At 45.9% G+C, this 15271-nt stretch carries 11 protein-coding genes; 10 read left to right on the forward strand and 1 reads right to left on the reverse strand.

Annotation, left to right across the window (positions count from 1 at the left end; genetic code table 11):
* Positions 1 to 131 precede the first annotated feature (131 nt).
* The 5 genes from hcp (at position 132) to DXB70_RS04135 (ending at position 6513) form a co-directional block, all read left to right on the forward strand.
* On the forward strand, positions 132 to 1736 hold the full coding sequence (gene hcp, locus DXB70_RS04120; RefSeq protein WP_182448412.1) for a hydroxylamine reductase: 1605 nt from the start codon (positions 132 to 134) through the stop codon (positions 1734 to 1736).
* Between the two features lie 192 nt (positions 1737 to 1928).
* A complete protein-coding gene (locus DXB70_RS14610) occupies positions 1929 to 2786 on the forward strand; it encodes a transposase (RefSeq protein WP_333490927.1) in 858 nt (285 codons plus the stop codon).
* A gap of 214 nt (positions 2787 to 3000) precedes the next feature.
* On the forward strand, positions 3001 to 3480 hold the full coding sequence (locus DXB70_RS14615) for a transposase (RefSeq protein WP_333490928.1): 480 nt from the start codon (positions 3001 to 3003) through the stop codon (positions 3478 to 3480).
* Positions 3481 to 3981: 501 nt separating this feature from the next.
* Positions 3982 to 4806 carry a hypothetical protein gene (locus DXB70_RS04130; RefSeq protein WP_118672713.1) on the forward strand — a complete coding sequence of 275 codons (825 nt, stop codon included), beginning with the start codon at positions 3982 to 3984 and terminating at the stop codon, positions 4804 to 4806.
* A 117-nt stretch (positions 4807 to 4923) separates the two neighbouring features.
* Positions 4924 to 6513, forward strand: a complete 1590-nt coding sequence (locus tag DXB70_RS04135; RefSeq protein WP_118570417.1) for an AAA family ATPase — start codon at positions 4924 to 4926, stop codon at positions 6511 to 6513.
* 106 nt (positions 6514 to 6619) lie between these two features.
* Here the strand turns inward: DXB70_RS04135 and DXB70_RS04140 are convergent, their stop codons facing one another.
* Positions 6620 to 7999 (reverse strand): MATE family efflux transporter, encoded by a 1380-nt coding sequence (locus DXB70_RS04140; protein WP_118672714.1) that lies wholly within the window; start codon positions 7997 to 7999, stop codon positions 6620 to 6622.
* Between the two features lie 237 nt (positions 8000 to 8236).
* Between DXB70_RS04140 and DXB70_RS04145 the strand changes: the two genes are divergently transcribed.
* From DXB70_RS04145 to deoD, 5 genes are all read left to right on the forward strand, one after another.
* Positions 8237 to 8473: a hypothetical protein gene (locus tag DXB70_RS04145; protein ID WP_022360338.1), complete on the forward strand. Its 237-nt coding sequence runs from the start codon at positions 8237 to 8239 to the stop codon at positions 8471 to 8473.
* A gap of 375 nt (positions 8474 to 8848) precedes the next feature.
* Entirely contained in the window at positions 8849 to 9634 is a 786-nt protein-coding gene (locus tag DXB70_RS04150; RefSeq protein ID WP_118491150.1) for a ZIP family metal transporter, read from the forward strand.
* Positions 9635 to 10121: 487 nt separating this feature from the next.
* The gene (locus tag DXB70_RS04155; protein WP_117795665.1) at positions 10122 to 12041 is read left to right on the forward strand and encodes a DNA gyrase subunit B; all 1920 of its coding nucleotides are present in this window, start codon (positions 10122 to 10124) and stop codon (positions 12039 to 12041) included.
* Between the two features lie 85 nt (positions 12042 to 12126).
* A complete protein-coding gene (locus DXB70_RS04160) occupies positions 12127 to 14370 on the forward strand; it encodes a DNA topoisomerase (ATP-hydrolyzing) (protein WP_117795663.1) in 2244 nt (747 codons plus the stop codon).
* A gap of 53 nt (positions 14371 to 14423) precedes the next feature.
* On the forward strand, positions 14424 to 15146 hold the full coding sequence (gene deoD, locus DXB70_RS04165; protein WP_117795661.1) for a purine-nucleoside phosphorylase: 723 nt from the start codon (positions 14424 to 14426) through the stop codon (positions 15144 to 15146).
* Positions 15147 to 15271: the final 125 nt, after the last annotated feature.

Raw genomic sequence — 15271 nt, forward strand, 5'->3', positions numbered from 1 at the left:
ACGCTTGTAAAGCTAAGAAAGACAAAAAGCCGGCAGCCTGGAAGTGCGCGAATGTGTTCTTGAACGTGAGGGTGCCGCAGGTTAGAAATAATGGCAGTTGATTGCAGAACAACGAAAAGGAGTTATAAAGTATGGAGCGGAAAATGTTTTGTTACCAGTGTGAGCAGACGGCAGGCTGTACGGCCTGTACCGGCAATGCCGGTGTGTGCGGCAAGAGAGCGGACACCGCCAGGCTGCAGGATAAGCTGACGGGTGCGCTGATTGGCCTTGCAAGAGCGACGGAAGGCAATGAATACCTGATTACCGGGGATACCAGCAGGCTTGTATTGGAAGGATTGTTTACCACGGTAACAAATGTGAATTTTAACAATGACACCATCACTGAATTGATCCGGCGGGTTGAAAAAGAGAGAGAACGCCTGGTGCCTGATTGTTTCGTGTGCACGGTCTCCTGCGGCAAAAATAACAATTATGATATGAATAATCTCTGGGAGGCAGACGAGGATGTCCGTTCTCTGAAATCGCTGATTTTGTTCGGAATCCGCGGCGTTGCGGCGTATGCTTACCACGCGGCCGTTCTGGGATATACCGATGACACGATCAATCGCTTCTTTTTTAAGGCGCTCTTTGCGATTGGCATGGATGACTGGGGCATGGACGAGCTGCTTCCGATTGTCCTGGAAGTGGGTGAAATCAACCTCAAGTGCATGGCGCTTCTGGATCGGGCCAACACCGAAACTTATGGAAATCCTGTTCCGACGCAGGTGCCTCTGACCGTGGAGAAAGGCCCGTTTATCGTTATCAGCGGCCATGATTTATACGATTTAAAACAGCTCCTTGAGCAGACGAAAGATAAGGGCATCAACATCTACACTCACGGTGAAATGCTTCCGGCGCACGCTTATCCGGAACTGAAAAAGTATCCTCACCTGAAGGGCAATTTCGGCACGGCATGGCAGAACCAGCAGAAGGAATTTGCAGATATTCCGGCTCCGGTTCTCTTTACGACGAACTGCCTGATGCCTCCGAAAAAGAGCTATGCCGACCGGGTGTTTACGACGGAAGTCGTGTCCTATCCGGAAATGGTACACATCGGCAAAGAGAGAGATTTTACGCCGGTTATTGAAAAGGCACTTTCATTGGGTGGTTATCCTGAGGATATGCATTTTACAGGCATAAACGGCGGAAAAACAGTCATGACTGGATTTTCCCACCATGCGGTTCTTTCAGTGGCGGATACGGTCATCAATGCCGTTAAATCGGGAGCTATCAAACATTTCTTCCTGGTCGGCGGATGTGACGGTGCCAAGCCGGGACGCAATTATTATACCGAATTTGTAAAGCAGACACCGGCAGACAGCATTGTTCTGACCCTTGCCTGCGGCAAATACCGGTTCAATGATCTGGATCTGGGTACGATTGGCGGTCTTCCGAGAATAATGGATATGGGACAGTGCAACGACGCTTACAGCGCCATCAAGGTTGCGGTGGCACTGGCAGAAGCATTTGACTGCGGTGTCAACGATCTGCCGCTTTCCATGGTGCTCTCCTGGTATGAGCAGAAAGCAGTGTGTATCCTGCTGACACTGCTTCATCTGGGGATCAAAAATATTCTCCTCGGACCGTCCCTTCCGGCATTTATCTCTCCGAATGTGCTGCAGTATCTGGTGGAAAATTATAACATTGCACCGATCAGCACACCGGAGGAGGATCTGCACAGATGCATGAGTCTTTAAGGATATAAATAAATATATAAAGTGAACATTCGTATCACACTGAAATGCGCGTACTTGTGTTCTGTTTTGATTTGAGAGAAACAATAAAATTGGGGCTGTCGGGAAATAGATAGTTCCAAAGCAGGGAGGGTATGACTCACAACGAGTCATACCCTCCCTGAAATTTATCAGAAAAAAGAAAAAAGATGGCTAATGACAACCATCTTTCTCTCCGTTACATGTTATAATGTAACTATGCTAACCAATAATTATTATAACGATTTTTTTGAATTAGGGCAACAGAAAATTAACTTTAGTTTCTTCGAATTGAGTTTACCTGACGACGATCCAGTCTATACCCTGAAAAAAGTGATGGAGGAATTAGATTTTTCTGGCTTGTTAGCCAATTGTTCAGATAAGGGAAGAACCGGGTACAACCCAATCATGATGTATGCTGTAGTTACCTATGCAAATATGCGGGGAATACGTTCTGTTGACCGTATTGTTGATCTGTGTGAAAGAGACCTTGCTTTTATCTGGCTGACGCGCGGACAAAAACCGAGACGTGATGCTTTTTATGACTTTAAGAGCAGAAAGCTGACATCAGATGTCCTGGATGACCTGAATTACCAGTTTATGCGACGGCTGCAGAAAGAAGGGCTGGTCACATTAAAAGAACTTTTTATTGATGGTACAAAGATAGAGGCAAATGCCAACCGTTATACTTTTGTATGGCGCGGAAGCATCAATTACCATCTTGCAAACCTTCTGGATTCTATCGACCAGCTTTTTAAAAAATATAACGCTTTTTTGCAGAAGAATGATTATGGGACAAAGTATGAGCTGGGAAATGCACAGATGTTTGTGATCGAAGGAATGGATAAAGTCCGGGAAGTGATCGAAAAGAACAGAAAACGAAAGCTTGTAAAACATAAAAAACTCTCCAATAACCATATTATAGAAATTGATAACTGTTCGCCACTTGAAATACGGAAACTCCAGAACAATCTCATGATGATCGCAGATTGCGGTAGAGAATTATTTTATCGTACATGGATATGTAAGCAGTGACCGCACCAATTATAATACCCTGATCCCGGTCCTTGAAAAACATAAGAATGCTTTCGGGAGTATTCTGGAAGAAGTAACTGCAGACAGCGGGTACTGCAGTGAAAAAAATCTGCTTTATTTAAAACAGAATGAAATATCCAGTCATATAAAGCTGCAGGATCATGAGAAGCGAAAAACACGCGCTTATTCAGAAGATATCAGTAAATATTACAACATGAGGACGGGGATCTTTGAAGATGAACAGTTCTATATCTGCCATGACGGACGTGAACTGCGGCATCTCAGGACAGAGACCAAAGATCAGGATGGATATACACAGACCTTTGAGATATATGGCTGCGCAGACTGCAGCAGATGCGAACACAAAGCCCGCTGTCTGTATAAGTATGATGCGGAGAAAGATGCCGAAAAGAACAAAGTCATGAAGATCAATGAACAATGGGAGGAACTGAAAGAAAGATCCCATGCCAATATCCAGAGCGAACGGGGAATCCTGAAACGCCAGACACGTTCCATTCAGACGGAAGGACATTTTGGAGATATCAAGGAAAATGAGAACTTCCGGCGTTTTAATTACCGCTCGTCAGATAAGATATATAAAGAATTCATGCTGTATGCCATTGGCAGAAATATAAATAAATACCATCGTTTTTTATACGAAAAGCTGAAAAAATTTGAGGGAAAAACTGCCTAGAAAAAAATGTGGCCGTAAAAATCCAATCAAGGATTTTTTGCGGCCAAAATAGAAAGTATTTACCAAAATAAAAATATCCTGAACAAGTTGCAGAGCCAGAAAGCCTTGTAACTGTCAGGATATTTTTGTTTAGTGCTGTCAGCTCTAAAAAACGTTATTTACCGACAGCCCCTTCCTTATATAATATTTCAAGCACTGTTTCAGAAGGTAATCCGGTTTCGTGTGCGACTTCTTCGGGACTGTGCTTTTGTTGAAGTAATTGAAGTGCTTGTAGCATTCGCTTTGTGGTTTCTTGAAATTCGGCTAGGATATTTTCTTCTATACATTCATTTACAGCGGTAGTGACCGCTTTGCTGGAATTGCTATTTTCATAGAATAGTATATGTAAGGGGAGGATGCAAGAAGAAAAGAAGTTGAAAAATAGATTGGGTAAATCTTTGCAAATTCTTTTTTGAAATGCTACAATACAAGAAAAAACTTTGCAAAGAGAAGTGAGGATTTATGATATTTTTAAAACTAAAATATTATTTCAGTAAATTCAAAATCTGCATCTATATATGTGGAGTCATTCTTGTCCTGTTTACGTTTGTGACATTGTTAAGACAAGTGAATCTTTTCACGCGAGCAGATTCTCAAACACTATTAGGTATAATCGGAACATTGCTTGGAGCAGTTATCGGTGCTGTTTTTTCATTGCTTGGGTCTATATGGGTCAACACACAGCAGCGAAAAGAAGAATTGAATAGGAAAAGAGCGCAGGAAATTTATCGACCGCTTTATGATGAACTTGTAAACATCCATAAAAACATATTGAAAGAAAATCCATATCCATCTCTTATTGAATTCAGGACGGGGCATCAAACGATGAAACCGCATCCACAGTATGTTGAGTGGCAGAAAATAAAATTGGACAGCCGCTATCTTCAGACCCCGACGGAGTTGAAGAGGCAAATGGAGCGCCTATTTGGGGCACTGGATGGTTATTTGACGAAACGAAAACGGGCATCGGATGAAGTGAAGAGAATTCTTGATTCTGTTTTAGAGGAATTCAAACTGCCGCCTTGCAGAATGGAAAATTTTGGAAGTGTGGTATTAGGGGATGTTGTGAGTGATAAAAGGAAGGAAATTTATGGAGAGAGTATGTATTTTATGGAAGAGGATGTGACGGATGAGGCTGTCATAAAAAAAGTAAATGAACGCTTTTATGAGATGGCGAATGAAAGCATAATTTTGAAGGACATGAAGGATGTTTATAATGGCTGGATGCGGGAAGAAGAGATGGCAATTAAAATATTGGAGTTGATGATTCGGATGGCTGAGAAGTAGAGGAACGTTTTGAATGATGATCTTGCCATTCAAACTATCAAATGTTAATATTAATCATATAAATATGATTAATATTATGAACAGGCAAAGCAACAGCTTCGAAAGGAGTGTGTCAATATGGGTATTTTTGTGAATTCGGATAATTCAGCGTTTCAAGTTGCGTTGAATTCGGAAATCTATATTGATAAAACAGGTTTGTTGACGTATACCAATAAGGTGATGAATACATTGCAGGGATATATTTGCAATAGCCGTCCCAGAAGGTTCGGAAAGTCGATTACGGCGGATATGCTGACAGCGTATTACAGTAAGGGCTGCGATTCAGGGAATATGTTTTCTGGACTTGAAATTAGTCAGAGCCCGGATTTCAAGGAACATCTAAACCGATATGATGTGATTCACTGGGATATCCAGTGGTGTATAGGAGCTGCTGGGGGCGCCGACAGGGTTGTATCGTATATTACAGAGAAAACGATTGAGGAATTAAGAAAATACTATTCAGAAGTAATACCGAGTGACCCGTGTTCGCTTCCAGAAGCACTGTCGTTTATTTGTAATGCAACGAAGAATAAGTTTGTTGTAATTATTGATGAGTGGGATGTTCTGATTCGTGATATGGCGGCGAATTCGAAAATTCAGGATGAATATATAAGTTTCCTGAGGGGATTGTTTAAGGGAACGGAACCGACCAAGTATATTCAGCTTGCTTATTTGACGGGCATTCTTCCTATTAAAAAAGAGAAAACCCAGTCGGCACTGAACAATTTTGATGAATTTACGATGTTGAGCGCGGGTCGCTTGTCTCCGTATATTGGATTTACGGAGGCGGAGGTGAAAGAACTTTCAGAACGCTATCAAGTGGAATTTGATAAGGTAAAGGCGTGGTATGATGGATATGTTCTAAGAAATTGTCAGGTTTATAATCCCAAAGCAGTTGTGAGTGTCATGCTGGATGGTGAATTTAAGAGCTATTGGTCGGAAACCGCGTCTTATGAGGCGATTGTGCCGCTCATTAATATGGATTATGACGGACTGAAAACGGCAATTATCGAAATGCTGTCTGGAGTTGAAGTGAAGGTAGATACGTCAACATTTGGAAATGATATTTCGAATATTCAGAGTAAAGACGATGTGCTGACATATATGATTCATTTGGGGTATTTAGGCTATGATCAGACGAAAAAGATGGCGTTTGTTCCGAATGAAGAAATTCGGCAGGAGTTGACCAGGGCGGTAGAAAGCAAACGCTGGAATGAGATGCTTCTGTTTCAGCAAGAGTCGGAGAGGTTGTTGGATGCAACACTGGATTTGGATGAGAAAGTAGTAGCATCACAGATCGGGAAGATTCATGATGAATATGTATCTGTTATTCAATATCATAATGAAAATTCTTTGAGCAGTGTTCTCGCGATTGCTTATCTGAGTTCGATGCAATATTATTTTAAACCAGTTCGGGAACTACCGACAGGACGTGGATTTGCGGATTTTGTATTTATACCAAAACCAGAGTACAAGAATGATTATCCGGCGCTGGTAATTGAACTTAAATGGAATCAGAATGCACAGACTGCGCTGCAGCAAATTAAAGAAAAGAACTATCCAGAATCGATTTTAAATTATATGGGAAATATTTTATTGGTTGGAATTAATTACGATAAGGTAAGTAAGGAACATACGTGTCGAATTGAAGCATATGGAAAAAATTAATGTATATTTTTGACATAGTAAAAACTATCGTTATATACAGCAATGGCTAAAAGTCCGTCCCACAAACTTTTAGCCACTTTCATTTAAATAAATAACCTCTCTATTTTTAAGAATTCTTCCCTTTCTGCAATCTCGTCAATTCTCTCCAAATCGTCAAAAGCATCGTTCCAAAGCAGGCAATTCCGCCGACAAAGTTGGAAATCGGTTCGGCGGCGAATACGCCGTTGGTGCCCATTCCGAACATACCTGGCAGCAGGATTGTCAGCGGAACGACGATGATTACTTTTCGGAAAATAGAGAAAAAGATCGCTTTTTTGGATTCGCCCAGACCGACGAAAATCGACTGTCCGGAGAATTGGAGCGACATCATAAAGAATCCGAAAAAGTATAAGCGGATCGCCGGAATACCTGCTGCAATGAGTTCTGCATCCTGATTAAAAATGCGGATAAAGAATGCTGGGAAACCATCGACGATCAGCCAGATACCGGTCGTATATAAAATTGCAATAAAAGAGGTAAAGACGATTGCCTTTTTAACGCGGCCGTATTCTTTCGCCCCATAATTGAAACCGAGCACCGGCTGGGCGCTGTGGGTAACGCCGGTTACCGGAAGAGTTGCAATTTCACGGATGGAGTTGATAACGGTCATAACACCGACGTAGAGATCGCCGCCGTATACCTGTAAGGTTGCGTTGCACATGATCTGGACGGTGCAGTTGGTGATCGCCATCGTGAAACCGGACAGACCGAGTCCGACGATTTTCCGGATCCTCCGTGCGGAAAGGTGCATCGAAGAACGTCTCAGTTTCAGGATTGTTTTGTCACTGGTTAAAAACCGCAGAATCCAGATGGCAGAGAGAAGCTGCGACAGGATGGTGGCGAGCGCCGCGCCGCGGATTCCCATGTGAAGCATAAAGATAAAAATCGGGTCGAGCAGGATATTGGCGGCAGCGCCCAAAAGGACGGTCATCATGCCGATGCGCCCGAATCCCTGTGAATTGATGAACGAGTTCATGCCGAGTCCGACCATCACGAACAGGCTGCCGAGCAGATAGATTGTAATGTAGGCGTCCGCATATGGATAAGTAGCGTCGCTGGCTCCGAACAGATACAGCATTGGTTTGCGGAATATCAGGCAGAGTACGGTCAGAAGCACACCGGAAATAACCATCATGGAGAAGGAATTTCCCATGATTGCCTCGGCTTCTTTGATATCCCCGCGTCCGCGCTCAATTGAGCAGAGCGGCGCACCGCCCATGCCAAACAGGTTGGCAAATGCGATGACGAGCGTGATGATCGGCAGCGAAAGCCCGATGCCGGTCAAAGATAGGGTGGCATGATCGGGTATGCGTCCGATGTAGATGCGGTCAACGATGTTGTACAGGACATTGATAAGCTGCGCCAACGTCATCGGGATCGCGAGATTCATGATATTTTTAACGATACTTCCTTTGGAAAAATCGTTCTGTGTATTGGAAGCACTCATACAAACTCCTTTTTTCTTGCGTTTGGATACAATCTGATATTATAATAAGGAAAAAGAAATTTGTCCAGAGAGAAAGTTATTCAAAAGAGATTCAAAAAGGAAGTATATTATTAAAAAAGGCGTTTTATTGAAATGGAGATTACTCTGATTGATGAAAAACTTGGTTTTTAAACGAATCGATATTGCACAAATAAGAGATTTGTGCTATTCTCAAAGAAAACGAAAGGGGTATGTATTATGCCGAGAGGACCGAAACGTTCTGCATTAGAAGTAAACAAAGAGAAGCTGGCAGCGGTAGAAGAGAAGCTGGCTAAATTAGAAGAAACCGTTAAAGCTCTGAAAGCAGAGAAAAAGGAATTAGCGGCTGAGATTCGTAAAGCTGAATTAAGCGAATTACTGGATGCGATCGAAGAGAGCAATTTAAGCGTAAACGATGTTCATGAGTTTATTAAACAGAATTCTGAGCAGAAATAAATTAAAGAGTGATAAATCATTGTATTCAAAGAATGAAAAGAGAACTGGAAATTAGGGACATCCTGATTTTTGGTTCTCTTTTTTTGTTTGCGGAAAGACGTTTGCAAACGAGAAACATATGAAAGAATGCCGATGTATAAACAGAGGGTTGTTTGAATCGGATTTGAGCCGGGATTGGCGGATGAAATCGGCTTAATGATAAAAAGGAACCGTGCAAAAGAAAGGTGCATATGCTACAATAGGAATATTCAATCAGAGGAACTTGAGATGACTTCTTTGATCAAATCGGTACCTCAAAGAGAAATAGAAGGAAAAAAACAAGGTTCCGGGAAAAGAACCGCTCAGATGTTAAAAAAGAAAGAGAAGGGAATGAATATGGATCATAATACGCTACTTGGGGTTTTGATTCCGTTTGTCGGTACGACGGCGGGAGCAGCTTGCGTCTTTTTTTTGAAAAATGAGTTAAAGCCGATCATCCAGAAAACGCTTTTGGGGTTCGCATCGGGAGTGATGGTGGCGGCGTCGGTCTGGTCACTTTTAATTCCATCGATGAATATGTGCGAAGCAATGGGGCGTCTGGCATTTCTGCCGGCATCTATTGGGTTTATGGTGGGTATTCTGATGCTGCTTTTGCTGGATCGCCTGATTCCGCATCTGCATCTGGGAAGTGATGAGCCGGAGGGACATATGTGCGGGCTCAAGAAGACAACGATGCTGGTTCTGGCGGTCACACTTCACAATATCCCGGAGGGGATGGCAGTCGGAGTGGTATTTGCCGGATTCTTAGCAGAAAAGAGCGGCATCACGCTTGCAGCGGCGCTGGCACTTTCACTTGGAATTGCGATTCAGAACTTCCCGGAGGGAGCGATCATTTCCCTGCCGCTTCGGAGTGAGTCGGGGATGAGCCGGAAAAAGGCATTTGCGATGGGAACACTCTCTGGTATCGTCGAGCCGATCGGGGCGCTTGCGACGATCGCCGCGTACCGCTATCTGGAACCGGTTCTGCCGGTTCTCCTGGCGCTTGCAGCAGGGGCGATGATTTACGTGGTTGTGGAGGAACTGATTCCAGAGTCGGCGCAGGGCAGTCATTCCGATATGGGAACGATCGGATTTGCGGTTGGATTTGTGCTGATGATGATTCTGGATGTGGCGCTGGGATAAAAGAAAGCTGCCAGTGCTGGCATGGAATCTGGTTGCCTAGAGAATAGACGAACATTTGTTCTAAAAAATGCATTGCAAAATTTTTGAATTTATGTAATAATATTTGTAGCTGTTCAGTAGGTCCGCGCATTTACTGCGCTGACCGTACGAAAACATGGACCAGCATGCAAAAATCCCATTGCCGCAGGCAATTTTTAATGGTTTTTTGCGCGTGACTGTGAAGGTACTGAACAGTTACTAATATTTTATAGTAAATGAGAACGGTTTACTACTTTTTCGCTAATGAAAAGTCTATAAAACAATGGCTGGCGGGTGTGATGCCAGAGAGTTAGAGTGTTCTATTTGCATGATTTCAAAGTCATAAAATAAATACGCATTATAAGTGGAAGAAATCAGCCTGACCTGTGAAATAAAAGCTGCCGTTTGCATCACACGTGTAAATGGCAGCCAATATTATTCCCAGGTCGGGCACAGGAGGAATGAATCTATGGGTAAAACACAGTATGATGCGGACAGCATAACGGTCCTGGAGGGGCTGGAGGCTGTCCGTAAGCGTCCTGGTATGTATATAGGAAGTGTGGGAACGAAGGGACTGAATCACCTGATCTATGAGATCGTGGACAACTCGGTCGATGAGCACCTGGCGGGCGCCTGTTCCCAGATCCGCGTGACGCTGGAGGCGGACGGCTCCTGCACCGTCCGGGACAATGGACGCGGTATTCCGGTGGAGATGCATAAAAAGGGTGTGGCGGCGGAGCGAATCGTACTCTCGACCTTGCACGCGGGCGGCAAGTTTGACAACAATGCGTACAAGACGAGCGGTGGTCTGCACGGCGTCGGTTCGTCGGTTGTCAACGCCCTCTCAGCGCATCTGGAGGTCAATGTATATAAGAATGGACAGATTCATCACGATGCGTATGAGCGCGGCATCCCGACGGTTGAGCTGATCGATGGTCTTCTGCCGGTGGTCGGAAAGACAAGAGAGACCGGAACGGAGATCAATTTCCTGCCGGATCCGGAGATTTTTGAAAAAACGCGGTTCAAGGCGGACTGGCTCAAGAGCCGCCTGCATGAGACGGCATATCTGAACCCAAAGCTGACGATTCTTTATGAGAATAAGCGGGCGGGCGAGGCTGAAAAGGTGACTTATTCGGAGCCGGACGGCATCGTGGCGTATGTGCGTGAGCTGAACAGCACGAAGACGCCGATTCATGATCCGATTTATTTCAAGGGCGTCAGCGACCAGATCGAGGTTGAAGTGGCATTCCAGTTTGTCGATGCATTTGAGGAAAATGTACTCGGCTTCTGCAACAATATTTTCACACAGGAGGGCGGCACGCATCTGGCGGGCTTTAAGACGCGTTTTACCCAGATGATCAACAACTATGCGAAAGAGCTGGGAATCCTGAAGGAAAAAGATACAAAATTTACAGGACCGGATACGAGAAACGGCATGACGGCGGTTGTGGCGGTCAAGCATCCGGATCCGATCTTTGAGGGGCAGACGAAGACAAAGCTGGCGAGTGCCGATGCGACAAAAGCGGTGTTCAGCGTGACAGGGGACGAGCTGCAGCTTTATTTTGACCGGAATTTAGAGGTATTGAAGGCGATCATCGCCTGTGCGGAGAAATCTGCAAAGATCCGGAAGGCAGAGGAACGCGCCAAGACCAATATGCTGACGAAATCCCGTTTTTCCTTTGACAGCAACGGAAAGCTGGCAAACTGTGAGAGCCGCGAGGCAGAGAAATGTGAGATTTTCATTGTCGAGGGAGATTCCGCGGGCGGTTCAGCTAAGATGGGACGAAACCGCCGCTATCAGGCGATCCTGCCGATCCGGGGCAAGATTTTAAATGTGGAGAAAGCTTCGATGGACAAGGTGTTGGCGAATGCCGAGATCAAGACGATGATCAATGCGTTCGGCTGCGGCTTTTCGGAAGGATATGGCAATGATTTCGATATTGCGAAGCTGCGTTACCACAAGATCGTCCTGATGACGGATGCCGATGTGGACGGAAGCCATATTGATACGCTGCTTCTGACTTTCTTATACCGTTTTATGCCGGAATTGATTCAGAACGGGCACGTATATATTGCGATGCCGCCGTTATTTAAGGTGATTCCGAAAAAGGGAAAAGAAGAGTATCTATACGATGAGAAAGCGTTGGAGCGCTACCGCAGAACCCACACAGGGGAATTTACCCTGCAGCGCTACAAAGGTCTGGGCGAGATGGATGCGGAACAGCTCTGGGAGACGACGTTAAACCCGGAGAACCGTGTGCTAAAGCGTGTGGAGATCGAGGATGCCCGAATGGCGTCGGAGATCACGGAGATGCTGATGGGAAGCGACGTGCCGCCGAGACGGCAGTTTATCTACGATCACGCGGATGAGGCGGAGATAGATGCTTAATAGAAAGATTATGAGTGACTGTGAAGGCACTGAACAGTTACGATTATGAAAGTATATGACAGGAATTTAGGAGATAGAAAATAGAATGGCTGAAACGATCATTACGACAGAATATTCAGAGGAAATGCAGCGCAGCTATATGAACTACTCGATGAGTGTCATCACGGCCCGCGCCATCCCGGATGCGAGGGATGGTTTGAAACCGGTACAGCGCCGCGTCCTTTACGATATGGGGGAGCTGCATCTGGGGCATGACAAGCCGCACCGGAAATCGGCGCGTATCGTCGGTGATACGATGGGTAAATACCACCCGCACGGCGACAGTTCGATCTATGAGACGCTGGTCGTGCTTTCCCAGAATTTTAAGAAAGGAATGCCGCTGGTAGACGGACATGGAAACTTTGGTTCCATCGAGGGCGACGGGGCGGCGGCGATGCGTTACACGGAGGCGCGTCTCCAGAAGTTTGCGGAGGAAGTATATTTAAAGGATTTGGATAAGACCGTCCGCTTTGTGCCGAACTACGATGAGACGGAGAAAGAGCCGGAGGTTCTGCCGGTCCGTGTGCCGAATCTTCTGATTAACGGTGCCGAGGGAATTGCGGTCGGCATGAGTACCAGCATTCCGCCACACAATCTGGGCGAGGTCATCGATACGGTGATGGCGTATATCGATCAGCCGGAGATGGAGACGGAAGCGCTTCTGAGCGTCTTAAAGGGACCGGATTTCCCGACAGGCGGCATCATTGCGAATAAGAGTGAGCTTCCGGCGATCTATGAGACGGGAATGGGGCGCATCAAGCTGCGTGCCCGGATGGAGGTGGAGCTTGGAAAACGCCGTTCTGACCGGGACAAGCTGATAATCACGGAGATTCCGTACACGATGATCGGCGCGGGCATCAATAAATGTCTGTCGGATATCGCAGATCTGGTTGAGTCCAAGAAACTTGCCGATGTGGTGGATATTTCCAACCAATCGAATAAAGAAGGAATCCGGATTGTTCTGGAACTCAAGAAAGATGCGGATATTGAGAAAATCCAGAATATTTTGTATAAAAAGACAAAACTGGAGGATACATTCGGCGTCAATATGCTGGCGATCACGAATGGACGCCCGGAGACGCTGAATTTAAAGGGAATCTTAAAGAATTACCTGGATTTCCAGTATGAAAATAATACCCGCAAGTATCAGGTACTTCTGGAAAAGGAACAGGAGAAGAAGGAGATCAAGGAAGGTCTGATCACAGCCTGCGACTGCATCGATCTGATTATCGCGATCCTGCGCGGTTCGAAGAATCTGAAAGATGCGAAAGCCTGCCTGATGGAGGGCGATATTTCCAAAATCCAGTTCCGCACACCGGGATTTGAGGAAGACGCCAAGAAGCTTCATTTTACGGAGAAACAGGCATCTGCGATTCTGGAAATGCGTCTCTATAAACTGATTGGCCTGGAGATCTTGGCATTGCAGAAGGAGTACAAAGAGACACTTCGCAAGATCAAAGAATACCAGAAGATTCTCGGCAGCCGTGAGGCGATGGATGAGGTGATTAAAGAAGATCTGCAGTCAATCAAGGAAGAGTTTGCAGTGGAACGCCGGACGAAGATCGAGGATGGACGCGAGGCGGTGTATGACGAGGCGGCGGAGAGCGCCAGACCGGGCGTGTTCGTGCTGGACAAGTTTGGTTACTGCAAGATTCTGGAACCGTCGATCTACGAGCGGAACCGGGAGACAGTGGACACGGAGAATGTGTATGTACTGCCGTGCCATACGACGGATAAGATCGGATTGTTTACGGATCTGGGTGCATTCCATCAGGTGAAGGTGACGGAGATTCCGTTTGGAAAGCTGCGCGATAAGGGCGTGCCGATTGATAACCTGAGTAAATTTGATGGCACCAAAGAACGTCCGGTCTGTGTGGTGAATGTGGCGCAGTTAAAGGGACAGAAGCTATTATTTGCAACGAAGGATGCGATGATCAAGATCGTGCCGGGCGGGGAATTTGAGACAAATAACCGGACAGTGGCGGCGACCAAGCTGCAGGAGAATGATATGCTTCTCTCGGTACAGCCGTCGGACGGCATGAGAGAGGCGGTTATCCAGACAACCAGCGGTATCTTCCTGCGATTCCCGATCGAGGAGATATCGGAGATGAAGAAGAATGCGAAAGGTGTGCGCGGCATCAAGCTGGGACGTACCGAGTCGCTGGAGGCAATCCATCTGCTGGACGGCACTGAGGACGATCCGATCGTTATGTATAAAGAAAAACCGGTTCATTTGAGCCGTTTGAAAATAGGGCACCGCGATGGCAAGGGAAACCGGGCGAGAAGCTAGAATCAAACAGAAAGATTCCGAGAGTACATTTACGAAAAAAGGAGGTATTTCATATGGCTGAACTTCAGAACACACCGACCCCTCATATCGGGGCAAAGCAGGGCGAGATTGCGGAGACGATTCTGCTTCCGGGCGATCCGCTGCGGGCAAAGTATATCGCAGAACATTTTCTGACGGATGCAAAACAGTTCAATACAACGAGAAATATGTACGGTTATACCGGCTATTATCAGGGCAAACGCGTGTCTGTCATGGGAACCGGCATGGGCTGTCCGTCGATGGGAATTTATTCGTATGAGCTGATTCATTTTTATGGATGCAGGAATCTGATCCGGATCGGAACTGCCGGTGCGCTGCGTCCGGAGGTAAAGGTGCGCGAGCTTATTTTTGCGATGGGCTCCTGTACGACATCCAACTATGTAAAACAGTTCCGCCTGCCGGGGGATTATTCCTGCGTGTGCAGCTATGAGCTGCTGGAAAAGGCAGTTGAGTCCGCGAAAAAGAGAAATTTAAAGTATCATGTCGGTAATATTTTGTGTTCCGATATGTTCTACAACCCGCCGCTTGAGCCGGCCGGGACTACCTGGGCGCAGATGGGCGTTCTGGCAGTGGAGATGGAGTCGGCGGCACTTTACAGCAACGCTGCCTATGCGGGCGCAAATGCGATCTGTATCCTGACCGTATCGGATTCGGCAGTGACCGGAGAGGCGACGACGGCAGAAGAACGCGAGAAGACGTTTACCAATATGATGGAAGTGGCGCTGGATCTGGTGTAAGATAAGCTGGTAAAAGTAGAATTTGAAGTAACTGTTCAGTAGGTCTGCGCATTTACTGCGCTGACCGTACGAAAACAAGGACCAGCAGGCAAAAATCCCATTGCCGTAGGCAATTTTTAATGGAT

Origin of the sequence: Clostridium sp. OM05-5BH, from assembly GCF_003481505.1 — a bacterium.
GTDB lineage: Bacteria > Bacillota > Clostridia > Lachnospirales > Lachnospiraceae > Otoolea > Otoolea fessa.